Origin of the sequence: Cyanobium sp. FACHB-13342 (genome assembly GCF_014697415.1) — a bacterium.
Classification (GTDB): domain Bacteria; phylum Cyanobacteriota; class Cyanobacteriia; order PCC-6307; family Cyanobiaceae; genus Cyanobium_A.
Window position 1 is genome coordinate 124,916 of the sequence record NZ_JACJRT010000014.1, and the last position, 15,410, is coordinate 140,325.

Consider the following 15,410-nt stretch of genomic DNA (forward strand, 5'->3'; position numbering starts at 1 on the left):
GCCCAAAGGAAGCAACCATCTCAAGCGAGGGTGTAAACGTCGACGTCACCAGCACCGCGAATGGGCTGCAGACCCATGGGCCGAAAAGCCACCTGGGGCTGGGCGAGGTCCATGGTGGTTCCATCCAGCAGCACATTCACCCCCAACTTGCGCGTCAGGGCCTCGAGCCGGGCGGCCAGGTTGACCTTCTCGCCGATCACGGTGAACTCCATCCGTCGGGGGCTGCCAATCTGGCCAACCACCACCTCGCCGGAGGCCAGGCCAATGCCATTGCCCAGTGGTTCGATCCCCTTGGCCTGCCAGCCCTGGTTGAGCTGCTCGAGGGCTTGGCCCATCGCCCGGGCGCACTGCACGGCGGCCACCGCTTCCTCCTGAACGCCCCGGCTGACAGGAGATCCAAACACAGCCACGACGCAGTCACCGATGAATTTGTCGACGGTGCCGCCATGGGCTGTGATCACCTCCACCATGTCGGTGAGATAGGCGTTGAGCTGCTCCACCAAGGCCTGGGTCTGGCCCGCATCGGAACGCCGCTTGGTGAGGGTGGTGAAGCCCTGAAGATCACAGAACAGCACCGTGACCGGCAGCAACCGGCCCCGCAGGATGGCGTCGGCATCCTCCGGCGAGGAGAGAATTTCCGACACCACACTGGGGGCCACGTAGCGCTCGAAGGTGCGCCGCAGCCGCCGGCGCTCCTTGCCCTCCACCAGATAGGCGTCCACCCCGTACACAACTCCAACCATCACCAGGGCGGTGATCGGTGCCAACAGCGGCAACCAGCGCTGGCCCCAGCGCATCACCGCGTAACCGGCCACCAGCTGCAACAGCAGCACCACCCCCAGTGCGCCCATGCGCCACTGGAGCTTGGTGGTGTTGCGCAGAAACACCAGGGCCACCAACAACACCGGCGCCATCGCCACCAGGGCCCGGGCCCAGGGATCGACCGGCCAGGGAGCCAATCCATCCCCCACCAGGGAATTGGCGGTGGCGGTGGCCAGCATCTCCAGCCCGCTCATCGGGCCGAAGGGGGTGGGGCTGCCCATCCCGCCCTGGGACACCACCGGGCCCACCAGCACCACGGCACCCTGGAGAGCGGCCCGTTTGGGATGGCGGCCCCAACGGGCCGGATCGAGCACTTCCCAGGCCGGAATTCGGGTGAGGCTGGGCTCGGGCCCATAGAAGTTGAGTTCCCTGCTGCTGTCGCGCTGAAGGCTGGGGAGACGGGCCTGGGCCAGGGCCGTGGAGCTGAGGGCCGGGAAGGGCTGCAGTTGCTGGGCGGGCAACACCACCTGACCGAAGAATTCCGGATGGCGCACCGGCTCGCCGCCCCCGGAGGGCATCACATTCGTGAGGCCCAGGGGCGCCGTGAACGCATCGGGCTGCACCAGGCCCAGGCCCGCTCCGGCCTGCTCGTCCTGCGGTTCGGTGTACTCAGCCGCCAGGGCGACGTGACCGCGATGCCGGGCCAGGGCTGCTGAGAGGGCGGCGTCGTCTAGGGGGCCGCGGCCACTGGGCCCTTCGAACACCACATTGATCGCAATCGACGCGGCACCGGCAGCCCGCAACCGCTCGATCAGATCGGCGTAACGGGCCCGCGGCCAGGGAAGGGTGCTGATGCCCTGGGCCCAGGCCGGGGGATTGGGCTCCTCGGCGAACCAGGCCCCCTGCTGGAGGCTGGCGTCATCGATCGACACCAGCACCACCTTGGTGGGCGGTTGGCGCGCTCCACGCCAACGCACCAGCTCGTCTTCGACAATCCGCTCCCAGCCACGCCAGGGGGTCGGCGGCCAGCCCGCCAGCCAACCGGTGGCCAGCAGGATCACGCCAGACAAAAAGAGCAGCCGGGTGGGCCGGCTGACGGGGCGTCCAGCCAGACGCCCCAGCATCAAAGGGATAGACCGAAGGGAAGACCCAGCAGGCCGCGGTTCCCGCCGGTGTTGAGCAGACCCAGGAGCTGGGTCACACCAGGCACTTCAAGCCTGAGGGTGGACACCAAGGCTTGAATCTGCGGGAGGGGAAAGAAAAATCCCTGCACCAGATCGCTGGCGAAGTAGCGGCGGTAGTCGGCGGCCACCATGCAGCGTCGGCTGAGCAGCTGGCCATCGGGACCGAAGCGCAGCACCTCCCGCTCGGCAAACTCGCGCGAGCCAGGCCTGAACTTGGTGGCCGTGTCACCGGGGCTGAAGGTCATCTGACCATCCAGCACCGCCACTTCCGTCGTGCCGTCATCGAGCGCTTCCACGATGTAGTGGGTGCCCCGCACGCTCATTTTGACGCTGCCGACACAGGTGTTCTGCTTGCCGGAAACCAACATCTGGCCCTGGGTGAGGCGAGCGCAATCACTGCCAAGCCGGAGCTGGGAATTCTTGCTGATCCGGGCTTGGGCCCCGGTGCTGAAGGCCACGCTGCCCCGACTCTGCTTGGTGGAGATCAGTTCGGGCCTGTAGGCCAGCTGGTTGACCTTGGCCTGCTTCTGATCGATGTAGAGCTCGTTGCCATCCAGGATCTCCTGGACCCGGGCATCGGGTTTAGGACCCGCCAGTGCCGCTGCAGGTGTCACCAGCGCAGACAGCCCAGCCGCCATCACCGCCGCGGCCATCAGGGAGGCCCTGCTACCCAGCCAGCCTCGGGAATTGGCACGCATGAACAAGCCTCATCATTCAGACCCGAAATTTAGGCTGAAAGCCCCAACTTGACAGCGACAAAGCCTTCATTGGTGTGGCGCTCATGGTGTGATGCTCAGGCTTCCACCAGGCCATACACCTCCAAAGGAACATCCCAGCCCTTGACGTGAAAGGTGCCCAAGGCCTGCACCGCCACCTCCTCGGGCAAGAGGCGGCGCACCTCCGCACTGATCACGATGCTGTGCCCAGGGCACTGACGGGTGAGACCTTCGAGCCGGCTGGCGATGTTCACCGCCGCACCGATCACGGTGTATTCCATCCGCTGGGAGGACCCCAAATTGCCAGCCACCACATCGCCCACGTGGATGCCGATTCCCTGCTGCAGGGGCGGCTGGCCCGCAGCCTCCAGCTCCCGGTTGAGCTGCGCCAGGCTGCGCTGCATGGCCTGGGCCGCCCGCACGGCCGCCAGGGCCTCCTGGGCCTCCCCGCGGCTGCGGGGCAAGCCAAACTCCGCCATCAGCGAATCGCCGATGAACTTGTCGAGCAGGCCCTGCTCGTCGATCACCGCCTGGGCCAGGCCGTCGAAGTAGCGGTTGAGCAGGGCAAACAAGTCCACCGGCTCCAGCCGGGCACTCAGGGGGGTGAAGCCCACCAGATCGGTGAACAGCACCACGCAACGGGTGCGGCTGCCGCCCAGCTGGGTCCAGAGGGAGCCCGGCTCCCGCAGGATGTTCTGCAGCAGGGCGGGCGACATGCGCTTGCTCAGCAGCTGGTGCAACACCTGGCGCTCCCGGGTTTCCCACCAGCCCAAGGCCGCGCTGCGCAGGCCTCCTGCCAGCACCGGCAGCAGCAGTAGGGCCGAGAGGGGCAGCCACAGGAAGGCCAACCCCCAGAGCAGGGCCGCGAGCAGGACCGCCGCCACAATCCAGCCCAGGCTGAGGGCCACGGCTTGCCGCGCCGTGCCCACCCGCGTCAGGCTCCAGGCCAACAGCCCGGCCCAGCCCAACAACACGGCCAGCCGGGCGGGGTCGGGGAGGGAGCCGATGGTGGTGCCGGCCATCACGCTGGCCAGGGCGGCCGCCTGCACCTCCGTACCGCTCTGGGGGCCAAAGGGCGTTTCCAGTTGGCCACCCAACTCAGCGGCCGTGGCGCCGATCACCACCGTGCGGCCCCGCCAGAGCTCGTCGGGCTGCTCGAGCAGCTGCCAGGCCGGAACGGTGGTGAGGGTGCCCACAGGTCCGGGGTAGTTGATGCCGCGCGGCTGGATCGGCACGCCCGTCTGATCGGCTTCCCCGCCGCCAGCCGCCCAGGCCAGGGCCTGGGGCAGGGGTGGCTGGAAGCCTTGGAGATAGGCGTCGATCCAGGCCTGCCCAGGGATGGCCTCGGTGAGTCCCTGGGGACTTTGCAGCAGGTTGGTGAGCCCCACGGCCGTGCCGGGGTAGAGGGGCCGTTGCAGCTGCACCTGCTCCAGCCCCTGCTGGTCGGAGGCCGTCGCGGCGGCGGCCAGCACCAGCTGGGGCCACCAGGGCGCCAGCCGGCGTTGAAAGGCGGCGTCATCGGCCGGCCCGAAACCGCTGGGCTGGGCCAGCACCAGGTTGAACACCACCCTGCGGGCCCCGCGCTCCAGCACCGTGGCCGCCAACTCCGCCTGCAAGGCCCGCGGCCAGGGCCAGGGGCCCATCTGCCGCCACAGCAGTGAAGCCTGGCGTTCCTCGGGGGCCAACAGGCGATCCAGGGCCAGCGACTCCGCATCGATCGCCAGCACCACTGGAGCCGCAGGATCGGGGCGCACCCCCCGCAGCCGGAACAGGGCGGCCTGCAGGGCCGCATCGAGGGCCACCAGCGCCTGGCCGGGGGGCGAGGGCCGCAGCACCGGCTGGACCAGCACCAGCCCAGCGAACAGGGCCAGACCCCACAGGGGTGGTCGCCTCACCGGCCAGGCGGCAGGGTGCTGAGACCCAGCTCCTTCTCCAACACCGGCAGGGTTTCCATCGGGGCCGAGAAGCCGTTCAGCAGGATGCTCTTCTGACGCCGTGCGGCGGCTTCCTGCGTGGTCAGGCGGGTTTTGGCCCAGGTGCCGTTCTCGTAGGCCAGCTGCTCACCGCTGCGCAGGGTCTTGCGCTGGCCGTCATGGGTGGTGCAGGCCACCTCCCCTTCCCAACTGAAGATTTTCAGGCCGGTGTCCGTGGCCTCGATGAACACGGTGGTGCCCACAATCGACGCCGTGGCCACCCGGGTTTGGATCGTGACCGGTGACCCACCCTTGGCCCCTGGGTTAACCCAGGCAATGATCTGGCCGCGCTGCAGGTCCAGGCGCTGGCGGCCCAGCCGCAACACCGCATCCCCGCCGAGCCGGAAGCTGCGGCCGTTGGGAAGCTGCACCTGCATCCGCCCGGGCTTCTGGGTGCGCAACACCGACTCGTAGGCCAGGGTCTGGCCCGGGCGGGCCTGACGCTCCTGGCCCTGAGGCGGCTTGATGAAAGCCGGCGTGCTGGGCACGTCCACCACCCGGGGAGCGGGGCTGGCGGCCTCCAGGGAAGCGCTGCCCAGCACCACCGAACCGGTGAGGGCCAGAGCCATCCCAGGACGGAGCAGGAGGCGCTGGCTGATGGGATGGCGTGGGATCGGCAAGACCATGGCTGACGTTGGGGCACTCCCGGAGCGCCCCCAGCCTGGCCACTCAGCCCTCGACGCGCCAGACCTGGTCGGCGGGAGTCCAGTCGCTCAGCTCGGAGGGCTGGAACCACAGGCCGATCTCGAATTCGGCGGTTTCGGGAGCATCCGACCCGTGGATCACATTGCGGCCGATGTTCACGGCCAGGTCGCCGCGGATGGTGCCGGGCTCGGCCTCGAGGGGCTTGGTGGCGCCGATCAGCTTGCGGGCGCTGGCGATCACGCCGTCGCCCTCCCACACCATCGCCACCACCGGGCCGGAGGTGATGAACTCCACCAGGCCGGCAAAGAAAGGGCGCTCGCGGTGCACCCCGTAGTGGCTCTCGGCCAGCTCACGGCTGGGGGTGAGTTGCTTGAGGCCCACCAGCTTGAAGCCCTTGCGCTCGAAGCGGCCAAGGATCTCCCCCACCAGGCCGCGCTGAACGCCGTCGGGCTTGATGGCAATGAAGGTGCGTTCGGCGGCCATGGGGAAAAGGGCAATCCGGCCCATCGTCTGCGGCGGAGCTGCCCGTTGGCAAGCACAGTGGTGCCGTGATCACCGCCCCCACCCACCCCCTGCCGTGAGCGCGTCGAACAGCGACACCTGGACTGCCGCCGACAGTGCGGCCCTCTATGGGCTGGATCGCTGGGGTGACCCCTACTTCTCCGTGAGCGATCGCGGCCACGTGATGGTGCAGCCCCGGGGCGACCGGGGCGGCTCCCTCGACCTGCTGGAGCTGGTGCAGGAACTGCGGGGCCGGGATCTGTCCCTCCCCCTGCTGATCCGCTTCGACGACATCCTCGAAGACCGGCTGGAGCGCCTGCACGCCGCCTTTGAACGGGCCATCGCCCAGTACGGCTACGGCGGGCGGTACCAGGGCGTGTTCCCGGTGAAATGCAACCAGCAGCGCCATGTGGTGGAGGAACTGGTGGCCTGCGGCCGGCGCTGGCATTTCGGGCTGGAGGCCGGCAGCAAGGCCGAACTGCTGATCGCCCTGTCGCTGATCGACGACCCCGAAGCGCTGTTGATCTGCAACGGCTACAAGGACCAGCGCTACATCGAGACGGCAATCCTGGCCCGGCGCCTCGGCCGCCAGCCCGTGGTGGTGATCGAGCAGGCCGACGAGGTGGAGCGGATCATCAGTGCCAGCCGCGAGCTGGGCGCCGCTCCCCTGATCGGGATCCGCGCCAAGCTCTCGGCCCGCAGCACCGGCCGCTGGGGCAGCTCGGTGGGGGAGCGGGCCAAATTCGGCTTGTCGGTGCCCGACCTGCTGGCCACGGTGGACGCCCTGCGGGATGCCGACCTGCTGGGCGAGCTGCGGTTGCTGCACTTCCACGTGGGCAGCCAGATCAACGACATCGCCGTCCTCAAGGACGCCCTGCAGGAGGCCGGCCAGATCTACGGCGAGCTCACCCGTCTCGGCGCCCCCATGGGCTACCTGGACGTGGGTGGTGGGCTGGGGATCGACTACGACGGCAGCCGCACCGCCAGCGCCGCCTCCACCAACTACTCCCTGCAGAACTACGCCAACGACGTGGTGGCCACGGTGAAGGAGTGCTGCGAACCCCACGGGATTCCCGTGCCGACGCTGGTGAGCGAGAGCGGCCGGGCGATCGCCAGCCACTTCTCGGTGCTGGTATTCGACGTGCTCGGGGCCGGCGGCCTGCCGGGAGCCGTGCCTCCGCCCCAGGCGGACGAAGCCCTGATCCTGCGAAACCTGCGGCTCACCTACGCCGCCATCACCGACCCAGGGGCCGAACTCGACGGCCTGCAGGAGGCCTGGAACGACGCCCTCAAGTTCAAGGACGATGCGCTCGCCGCCTTCCGCCTGGGCTACATGACCCTGCCGGAACGGGGCCTGGCGGAGCAGCTCACCTGGGCCTGCTGCCAGGCCATCGCCGCCCACCTCGCCAGCCTGCCGGCGGATGCCGTGATCCCCGCAGAGCTGCGGTCTCTGCCGGCGGCCCTCGCCTCCACCTACTACGCCAACCTGTCGGTGTTCCGCTCGGCCCCCGACACCTGGGCCATCGACCAGCTGTTTCCCGTGATGCCGATCCACCGGCTCGACGAAAAGCCCAACGGGCTGGGCAGCTTCGCCGACCTCACCTGCGATTCCGACGGCAAGATCGCCCGCTTCATCGACCGGGGCCAGGTCAAGCCGCTCCTGGAGTTGCACAGCCTGCAGCCCGGCGAGCCCTACTGGATCGGCCTGTTCCTGGGGGGCGCCTACCAGGAGGTGATGGGCAACCTGCACAACCTGTTCGGCAGCACCAACGCCGTGCACCTGCGCCTCAAGGCCAGCGGCGGCTACCAGCTCGATCACGTGGTGCGGGGGGACACGAACGCCGAAGTGCTGGAGGCGATGGAGCACAACCCCGAGCTCCTGCTGGAGCGACTGCGGGTGGCCAGCGAGGAGGCGATCGGCCGCGGCCAGCTCGCCATCAGCGACGCCCGGCGGCTGATGGCTCACCTGGAGGCGAGCCTGCGCCAGACCACCTACCTACAGAGTTGAAAACGGAGCCGGGAAGTCCTCAAGCGGACTGGGCGTCTGCCTTGGTCAGATATTTCTCGATGTCGACCTCGTTGATCTGCTCGGGCCGCAGGAACTGCTCGGCGTAGGTGCGGTAGAGACCGGAACGCAGGAATAGCTCAAACAGATCGGGATCGATGTGGTTCCGGTCGCGGAAGCCGGCCAAGATGTCGATGCACACCGACAGGGGCTTGCCCTTCTTGTAGGGACGGTCCGCGGCGGTGAGAGCCTCAAAGATGTCGGCGATGGCCATGATCCGCGACGGCACCGACAGCTCCTGGGCCGTGAGGCGCCGGGGGTAGCCCTTGCCGTCGAGGGTCTCGTGGTGGCTGCCGGCATATTCCGCCACCCGCGAAAGATTGCGGGGGAAGGGCAGGTTTTCCAGCATCACGATCGTCTGCACAATGTGATCGTTGATCTTGTAGCGCTCCTCGGCGGTGAGGGTGCCGCGGGAAATGGCCAGGTTGTGGAGCTCGCCGAGGTTGTAGAGGTGCTCGGGCACGTCCATGCGGAAGCCATAGCGGGGATCGGGCACCTGCTGGGGCGGCCGGGGAATCACATGCCAGGGCTTATCAGCCAGCAACGGCTCGGACGCGGGCAGGGACTCCCCAGCAGTGCCGTCACGGCAGCGTCGGTCGCGCTCCTCCCACGAGAGGCCAAGGGTGTCGTCAAAGTGGCGCTGCCAGGTGCGCTGGGCAATCTGCTGCAGCCGCTCCACCTGCTCGGGCCCGAAGAACTCCCCACCCTCGTTGCTTTCCGCCACGAAGCGGAACTCCTCCTGCAGGGCAGCGGCCATGGCGTCGTATGCCTGCTGCAGCTCGGCCGCATTCCCGCCGGCCAACTGGCCCTCCAGCTGGGCGATCCTGGCGTCCCGCAACAACACCTCGAAACGGGTGCGCACCTCGTGGATGCGGTTGTAGTTGGTCTCAAGCTTGGTGGCCTTGTCCACCACGTATTCAGGGGTGGTGACCTTGCCGCAGTCGTGCAGCCAGGCGCCAATGCGAAATTCGCGCCAGGCCTCATCGCCCTTCAGGCAGAAATCGGCCAACGGGCCTTCCTGCACCGCATTGGCCGCCTCGGCAAGCAGCATCGCCAGCTGCGGCACCCGCTCACAGTGCCCCCCGGTGTAGGGACTTTTGGCGTCAATCGCCCCCGCCAGCAGGGCAATGATCGCGTCGATCAGCTGCTCCTGACTTTCCAGCAGGCGGGTGCGCTCCACCGAAACCGCCGCCTGGCTCGCCAGGGCTTCGATCAGGGACTGATCGAAGCCGTCGAAGGGACGGGTGAGGGCGTGGGCGGTTTCGGGCGTGATCAGGGTCGCCGCATCGTGCTTGCGGTTGATCAGCTGCACCACACCCACCACCTCACCACTGGTGGAACGCATCGGCACCGTCAGCATCGACACCGCGCGGTAGTCGAGCTTCTGGTCCATGGTGCTGTCGAAGCGGTAGGGCAGCGCCGGATCCAGCTGATAGGCATCGGGGATGTTGAGCACCTCTCCCGAGAGAGCACTCCAGCCCACCAGACGCTCAGGCGACAGCGGAAAACGGATGTCGAGCACCTGCGCTTCCATCGCACCACCGGAGCCATCGCCGGCACTGCGGGCCTCGATGGTGGTGTTCTGAGACACGGCAAACCAAAGCTGATCCTGACCCTCGGGCTGCTTGCGAGGGTCGTGAGGCTCCACCAAAAAGATGCTGCCCGCATCGCTGTTGGTGAGCTGCCGGCACTTGGAGAGGATCAGATGCAGCAGGGTGCGCAAATCGCTGGCACTGCTGAGGGCTGTAGCGATGTTGAGCATCTCCACCAGCGCCTGATCGGAACTGGCGTGGCCAGGTTGTTCCGGGTGAGGAGGCACCGCTCCGAAGAGCTTGGTCCAGGCCGCCTTCAGGGACGCCCGTGTTGAACCCATGGCGAGCACCCAATCAATACCTACACCTTATGGAGACAATCCAAGGCCGTCAGCCCTGCAGGGGGGCGCAGGTGACGGCCACCAATGCCCAGGCCACTTTGCAGAGCAGATGCAGACCCTGATCCATGCCCATCCGGTAGCAACGGCGACACTTGCCCAGATCGATCAGGGCATGCACCAGCCATTCCGCCAAGCCCAGCAGGGGAACGCCAGTCAGCCAGCCGACAACAAAACCATGGATGGCGGCATGGGCGCACAGCCACCAGCCCCAGCCGAGCACCACCCCCTGGCCAGGGCATTTTTCGGTCGCCATGCGATCGCTCTGCAGCCCAAAGTCGGCCACGAAATGGCCCATGACCAGCAGCAACAGCAGGTTGAAGACCGCTAGGGGATCCACGACGCCAGTCCGGGCGAAGGCCTGTGCTCTCCACAATGCAGCCAAGAGCGGGGATTGACCACAGACACGGGGCGCACGTGTCTCCAGCATGGACACAGCCGGGCCTCAACGCACCTGGGGAGACGAACGGCAACGCACCGCTTTGCGCGAGCACTGCAAAGGGCTGGTCAAGAGCCATCGCGCCGAACTGGTGAAGCTCAGCGGGCGCAGAAGCGCACCTGCAGGCTGAGCCGGTCGATCGGCCCGGCCAATTCGCCTGGGTCGAAGGGTGGAACGGCCGCATCGGCCATCGCCATCGCCCGCATGGGAACGGGCCTGGAACCTCCATCCAGCAACACCTCGAGGGGCTGGAGCTGCCCCAGGCCCATGGCAGCCGCCACATCCTGGGCCTGCTGCTGGGCATCTTGATACGCAGCGCGCAGCAGCTGCCGCCGTGCACTGCGATCGCCGGCCGCATCCGCTTCCGTGGCCACTGGAGCGAGGCGCACCCCCGGCAGGCCACCCACCTGCCGCACCAGGGCCTGCAAGCGGGCAGGCGCCAGCTGGCCGGACACCTGAAGGTTGGCCTGCACCAGCTCCGGAGCGTCGCGGCTGGCCGGACGCTTCCAGGTGGAGGGCGAGGTGACCTGCAGATCGCTCACTTGAAGGGCCTGCAGGCCAGACCGCACTGCGGCCAGGCGGCGCTGCAAGCTGGCCAGGGCTCGATCGCTGTCAGCCCCCTCCGCCTCCAGAGCCAGGGAGAAACGGAGACGCTGGGTGGTGCGCTTGAGCTCCGAACTGCCCCGGGCCTCCACCAGGGTGCCGCTGCAGGAGAGCTGCACCTGGCTCTGGGCTAAACCAGGCCCGGCCAGCAACGGCAGCACCAGGGGCACCAACCACAGACAACGCCGAGCCATGGGAAACCACGCGATGACACAGTCCAGCTTGGCTGATTCAACCCTCCCCCAACACGGAAATGGTGCGCAATCCTGCCAGCGGCGTCGTGCCGGACAGCGCTGGCTGGATTGCAGGAAACCTCTCGGACCTTCTGACAGAACAAAACCAATGCCCTGCAACCGGGGGAAGGCGGCAAGGGGCTAATGACCAAAAAGGTCGGAGGCCCCAAGATGCAACTGAAAGTCTGTCGCTGCCATGGCCATTGTTTGGCGGATCACAGGATCCATCGTTGTGCTGGCAAGCCTATGGACAGTGCGCCGGCTCTTCAAACGGCAGCTTCTGCCACCTCCGCCATGGCGCATTCCGACGGCAGCCGTGTTGCTGACGTGTGTCCAGGAAGGGATCCTGGCCGCAATTCCGCAAGCTGCAACATCCCCCCTTGGACTGAGCGTCAACGTACTCAGCAGCTTTGCTTGGTTGGTCCTCATCACCTGGGCCACCTTGGAGCTACCCCCATGCTGGGGGGTTGGCAGACCGGTCCCAAGGATTATCCGCGATCTGATCAATCTGACTCTTGCCGCACTTCTAACAGGCATCACCCTTCACCAGAACAAAATCAACCTGGTTGGGCTTCTTACCACCTCAGCCGTGCTCACCGCCGTGCTCGGCCTAGCTGCGCAGGAGACCCTGAAGGATCTACTAGGGGGCCTCTCCATGCAAATCAGCTCGCCTTATCACGAAGGTGACTGGATCGAGATCGAAGGGGTCGGTGGAACCGTTCATTCCATAACCCTCATGAACACGGAGCTCATCAGTATCGACGGATCCCACCTGATTATCCCGAATAGCAAAGCTGTCGAGGCACTAATCCGCAGACTTCGCCCAAGAGATCCTATCGGCAATGTCTTTAGCATTGGCCTCGACTACAACCACCCTCCAGCCAAGGCCATTGCGTTGATCTTGGAGATTCTTCAGCAACACAGCGCTGTCCTCAAAAGCCCACCCCCCAAGGTATGGGTCGATCGATTTGCCGAGAGTTCAATCGAATACAAAATCCTTGTCTTTCAAGAAGAGACGAGCGAGGCATCACGGGCTGAGCTGCGCGGCCAAATCCTGCAACATCTCTGGTATGCCCTGCAACGTGATGGCCGCAAAATCCCCTTCCCAGTCGTGGAGCTACGCCAGCACGAGCCTGCAGAAGCAGACGAACGCGAACCGCTACCGGATGCCGACGCAAGGGCGCAGCTTTTAGCCTCCAATCCTTTGTTTATTCATCTCAGCGAAAAGGAGCAATACGCCTTGGCAGAGATGACTCGGTGTCTGTACTTCGCCCCTGGAGAAACTGTTGTAAAAGAAGGGGAAATGGGAGATTGCCTTTATCAGGTCATCAGCGGCAGCCTGGAAGTTCTTAAATTTAGTCCTGGCAGTCAAAATCAAGATCTCCGCGTTGCAATCCTTGAGCCAAACTCAGTCTTCGGCGAAATGACTCTATGCACTGATGCCCCGAGACACGCCACAGTGCGCACAATCAGCGAATCGCTATTACTCGAGGTTGAACGGCGAGACCTGGTACCACTGCTGGAGAATAACCCTGCACTCCTAGAGCAACTGGGTCAACTGGTTAGCTCACGCCAGGCCAAACTTGAAGAGCTGAATGAAGCTTCCGCGCCTGTTTTTACCAGCAGGTTAATTAACAAAATGCGTTCCCTCTTCTCCAGTCAGTCAAAAAGATGACTGGCTGACTCGGCCTTAGCCGCGCAAGGCATCCTTGAGTTCCTGCCGAGCGGCATCAAGCGCCCCATCGAGCGCCGCGCCATCGCGCCCGCCAGCCTGGGCCAGGTTGGGCCGGCCGCCGCCGCCGCCGCCACAGGCTTTGGCCACGCCGCCGATGAAGGCCCCGGCCTTCGGACCGGCTGCGATCACCGCCTTACCAAAGGCCGCTACCAGGATCACCTTGGCCAGGTCGGCCGGATCGGGCAGACCGCCCAGCACCACAGCGGCGCCCTCACCGAGCTGATCGACCAGGCCCTGGGCGGCGCTCTGCAGGCCGGCACCCTCCACGCCATCCAGACGGGCCACCAGCAGCTGGAACTCCCCGAGCGTCTGGGCCTGGCCCGCCAACGCCGCCGCTTTAGCCAGGGCCAGCTCCTCTCGGGCCGCCGCCAGGGCCTTACCGGTGGCCTTGAGCTCCTCCTGCAGGGCTGACACCCGCTCCACGATCTCGCCGGGCTGGGCTTTGAAGCGCTCGCCCAGCTGCTTGACCACCGCCTCGCGCTCATGGAGATAGGCCAGCACCGCCGGCCCAGCCACCGCCTCGATGCGGCGGATGCCAGCGGCCACGCCGCTTTCGCTCACGATCTTGAACAGGCCGATCTCGGCGGTGTTGGCCACATGGGTGCCGCCGCAGAGCTCCATCGACACGCCGGGCACATCCACCACCCGCACCACGTCGGCGTACTTCTCCCCAAACATCGCCACGGCACCGGCGGCCTTGGCCTGCTCGATCGCCATCTCCTGGACCTCGAGGGTGTGGGCATCGGCAATCCAGCCGTTGATCAGCGCCTCGATCCGCTCCAACTCGGCCGGGGTCACGGCCCGGGGGCAATGGAAGTCAAAGCGGAGGCGATCGAAGTCCACCAGGGAACCGGCCTGGCCGATGCCCGGATCCACCACCTGCTTGAGGGCGGCCTGCAGCAGGTGGGTGGCCGTGTGATTCGCCTGGGCGCGGCGGCGGCAGGCGCGATCCACCTGGGCGTTCACGAGATCGCCGATGGCCAGGCTGCCGCGCTCCACCCGGCCGGTGTGCACAAACACACTGCGATTGCGCGACACCGCCTCGATCGCCACGATCACCCCCTCGCCGCCGGTGCCGGTGCCGCTCAGCACGCCCCGATCGCCCACCTGGCCGCCGCCCTCGCCATAGAAAGGCGTGGAATCCAGCACGAGCTGCACCGCATCACCGGCGCTGGCGCGCTCCGCCGGTTCGCCATTCACCACCAGGGCCAGCACGCAGCTGGGATGCTCCAGCGCCTCGTAGCCCTTGAAGGCGGTGGCCTCGAGATCGGCCGCCATCTGCTCAATCGCCCCCTGCAGGGTGAGATCGATGCTTACCGCCGCGGCCTTGGCCCGCTGGCGCTGGGCCTCCATCGCCGCCTCAAAGCCCGCCAGATCCACCGTGAGGCCGTGCTCCTCGGCGATCTCCTCGGTAAGCTCCAGCGGGAAGCCGTAGGTGTCGTAGAGCTCAAAGGCCTGCTCGCCAGAGATCTGCTGTGGCTTGGCCGCCAGCACCTCAGCCAGTAGCTTCTCGCCCCGCTCCAGGGTTTCCAGGAAGCGGGCCTCCTCGCGGGCGAGCTCCGCCAGGATCACCTCGCGGCGCTCCACCAGCTGCGGGTAGGCGGCCTCCATCAGGCTGATCGACGCCTCGCCCATCGCCGTCAGGAACGGCTTGTCGATGCCGAGGAGCCGTCCGTGGCGCACAACGCGGCGCAGCAGACGGCGCAGGATGTAGCCGCGGCCGAGGTTGGAGGCGGTCACGCCGTCGCCGATCAGCTGGGTGATGGCGCGGGAGTGGTCGCCGATCACCTTCAGCGACGTCTGGCCCTTGACATCGAGGGCCCGGTAGTCGACCCCCGCCAGGCCCGCCGCCGTTGTAATCAGCGGATAGATCAGGTCGGTTTCGTAGTTGTTGGGCACCGCCTGCAGGATCTGGGCCATGCGCTCGAGGCCCATGCCGGTGTCGATGTTGCGGTTGGCCAGCGGCGTGAGGGTGCCCTCCGCGTCGCGGTTGTACTGCATGAACACCAGGTTGTAGAACTCGATGAAGCGCGAGTCGTCTTCGAGATCGATGCCGTCGTCGCCCAGTTCGGGCTTGAAGTCGTAGTAGATCTCCGAGCAGGGGCCGCACGGGCCCGTGGGGCCCGAAGCCCAGAAGTTGTCGGCCTCATCCATGCGGATGATGCGCTTGGGGTTCACCCCCACCACCTCGCGCCAGATCGCCTCGGCTTCGTCGTCCTCGCGGAACACGCTCACCACCAGGTTCTTCGGGCTGAGGCCGAACACCTCGGTGCTCAGCTCCCAGGCCCACCGAATCGCCTGCTCCTTGAAGTAGTCGCCGAAGGAGAAGTTGCCGAGCATCTCGAAGAAGGTGTGGTGCCGCGCCGTGCGACCCACGTTCTCGATGTCATTGGTGCGGATGCACTTCTGGGAGCTGGTGGCCCGCGGCGCCGGTCGCTCCGCCTGGCCCAGGAACACCGGCTTGAACGGCAGCATGCCGGCAATGGTGAGCAGCACCGTGGGATCGTCCGGCACCAGCGAGGCGCTGGCCATCGGCCTGTGGCCGCGCTGCTCGTAGAAGTTGAGGAAGGCCGCGCGGATCTCGGCACCGGTGCGAGGGGTGGCAGCCATGGGTGGGAGGGCGA

At 66.7% G+C, this 15,410-nt stretch carries 11 protein-coding genes; 2 read left to right on the forward strand and 9 right to left on the reverse strand.

Features of this window, described 5'->3' with window-relative positions; translation table 11 throughout:
• Positions 1-20: 20 nt before the first annotated feature.
• The 5 genes from H6G16_RS11175 to ndk all read right to left on the reverse strand — a co-directional run bounded on the left by H6G16_RS11175 (position 21) and on the right by ndk (position 5,763).
• Positions 21-1,823 carry an adenylate/guanylate cyclase domain-containing protein gene (locus H6G16_RS11175; protein ID WP_347238880.1) on the reverse strand — a complete coding sequence of 601 codons (1,803 nt, stop codon included), beginning with the start codon at positions 1,821-1,823 and terminating at the stop codon, positions 21-23.
• 62 nt (positions 1,824-1,885) lie between these two features.
• Positions 1,886-2,644 carry a FecR domain-containing protein gene (locus tag H6G16_RS11180; protein ID WP_190390390.1) on the reverse strand — a complete coding sequence of 253 codons (759 nt, stop codon included), beginning with the start codon at positions 2,642-2,644 and terminating at the stop codon, positions 1,886-1,888.
• A 95-nt stretch (positions 2,645-2,739) separates the two neighbouring features.
• Positions 2,740-4,557 carry an adenylate/guanylate cyclase domain-containing protein gene (locus tag H6G16_RS11185; protein ID WP_347238872.1) on the reverse strand — a complete coding sequence of 606 codons (1,818 nt, stop codon included), beginning with the start codon at positions 4,555-4,557 and terminating at the stop codon, positions 2,740-2,742.
• Positions 4,554-5,261 (reverse strand): FecR family protein, encoded by a 708-nt coding sequence (locus H6G16_RS11190; RefSeq protein WP_190390391.1) that lies wholly within the window; start codon positions 5,259-5,261, stop codon positions 4,554-4,556. The genes H6G16_RS11185 and H6G16_RS11190 overlap by 4 nt, the downstream gene beginning before the upstream one ends.
• Positions 5,262-5,304: 43 nt before the next feature.
• Positions 5,305-5,763 (reverse strand): nucleoside-diphosphate kinase, encoded by a 459-nt coding sequence (ndk, locus tag H6G16_RS11195; RefSeq protein ID WP_190390392.1) that lies wholly within the window; start codon positions 5,761-5,763, stop codon positions 5,305-5,307.
• A 94-nt stretch (positions 5,764-5,857) separates the two neighbouring features.
• On the opposite strand from ndk, the gene speA reads away from it, so the two are divergent.
• Positions 5,858-7,789, forward strand: coding sequence for a biosynthetic arginine decarboxylase (gene speA / locus H6G16_RS11200; RefSeq protein WP_190390393.1), 1,932 nt, complete (start codon positions 5,858-5,860; stop codon positions 7,787-7,789).
• A 19-nt stretch (positions 7,790-7,808) separates the two neighbouring features.
• Here the strand turns inward: speA and H6G16_RS11205 are convergent, their stop codons facing one another.
• The 3 genes from H6G16_RS11205 to H6G16_RS11215 all read right to left on the reverse strand — a co-directional run bounded on the left by H6G16_RS11205 (position 7,809) and on the right by H6G16_RS11215 (position 11,012).
• Positions 7,809-9,719: an HD family phosphohydrolase gene (locus tag H6G16_RS11205; RefSeq protein ID WP_190390394.1), complete on the reverse strand. Its 1,911-nt coding sequence runs from the start codon at positions 9,717-9,719 to the stop codon at positions 7,809-7,811.
• Positions 9,720-9,768: 49 nt separating this feature from the next.
• A complete protein-coding gene (locus tag H6G16_RS11210; RefSeq protein WP_347238873.1) occupies positions 9,769-10,116 on the reverse strand; it encodes a DUF3307 domain-containing protein in 348 nt (115 codons plus the stop codon).
• A gap of 197 nt (positions 10,117-10,313) precedes the next feature.
• A complete protein-coding gene (locus tag H6G16_RS11215) occupies positions 10,314-11,012 on the reverse strand; it encodes an SIMPL domain-containing protein (protein WP_190390396.1) in 699 nt (232 codons plus the stop codon).
• 235 nt (positions 11,013-11,247) lie between these two features.
• On the opposite strand from H6G16_RS11215, the gene H6G16_RS11220 reads away from it, so the two are divergent.
• Positions 11,248-12,726, forward strand: coding sequence for a mechanosensitive ion channel family protein (locus H6G16_RS11220; RefSeq protein WP_190390397.1), 1,479 nt, complete (start codon positions 11,248-11,250; stop codon positions 12,724-12,726).
• A gap of 15 nt (positions 12,727-12,741) precedes the next feature.
• Here H6G16_RS11220 and alaS read toward each other — a convergent pair whose 3' ends face one another.
• Positions 12,742-15,396, reverse strand: a complete 2,655-nt coding sequence (gene alaS, locus H6G16_RS11225; protein WP_190390398.1) for an alanine--tRNA ligase — start codon at positions 15,394-15,396, stop codon at positions 12,742-12,744.
• Positions 15,397-15,410: the final 14 nt, after the last annotated feature.

What these genes read in the sequence shown, in the direction of transcription:
- H6G16_RS11205 (WP_190390394.1), bottom strand. Translation starts at nt 9,719, where the DNA reads ATGGGTTCAACACGGGCGTCCCTGAAGGCGGCCTGGACCAAGCTCTTC.
- ndk (WP_190390392.1), bottom strand. Translation starts at nt 5,763, where the DNA reads ATGGCCGCCGAACGCACCTTCATTGCCATCAAGCCCGACGGCGTTCAG.
- H6G16_RS11180 (WP_190390390.1), bottom strand. Translation starts at nt 2,644, where the DNA reads ATGCGTGCCAATTCCCGAGGCTGGCTGGGTAGCAGGGCCTCCCTGATG.
- H6G16_RS11220 (WP_190390397.1), top strand. Translation starts at nt 11,248, where the DNA reads ATGGCCATTGTTTGGCGGATCACAGGATCCATCGTTGTGCTGGCAAGC.
- alaS (WP_190390398.1), bottom strand. Translation starts at nt 15,396, where the DNA reads ATGGCTGCCACCCCTCGCACCGGTGCCGAGATCCGCGCGGCCTTCCTC.
- H6G16_RS11190 (WP_190390391.1), bottom strand. Translation starts at nt 5,261, where the DNA reads ATGGTCTTGCCGATCCCACGCCATCCCATCAGCCAGCGCCTCCTGCTC.
- H6G16_RS11215 (WP_190390396.1), bottom strand. Translation starts at nt 11,012, where the DNA reads ATGGCTCGGCGTTGTCTGTGGTTGGTGCCCCTGGTGCTGCCGTTGCTG.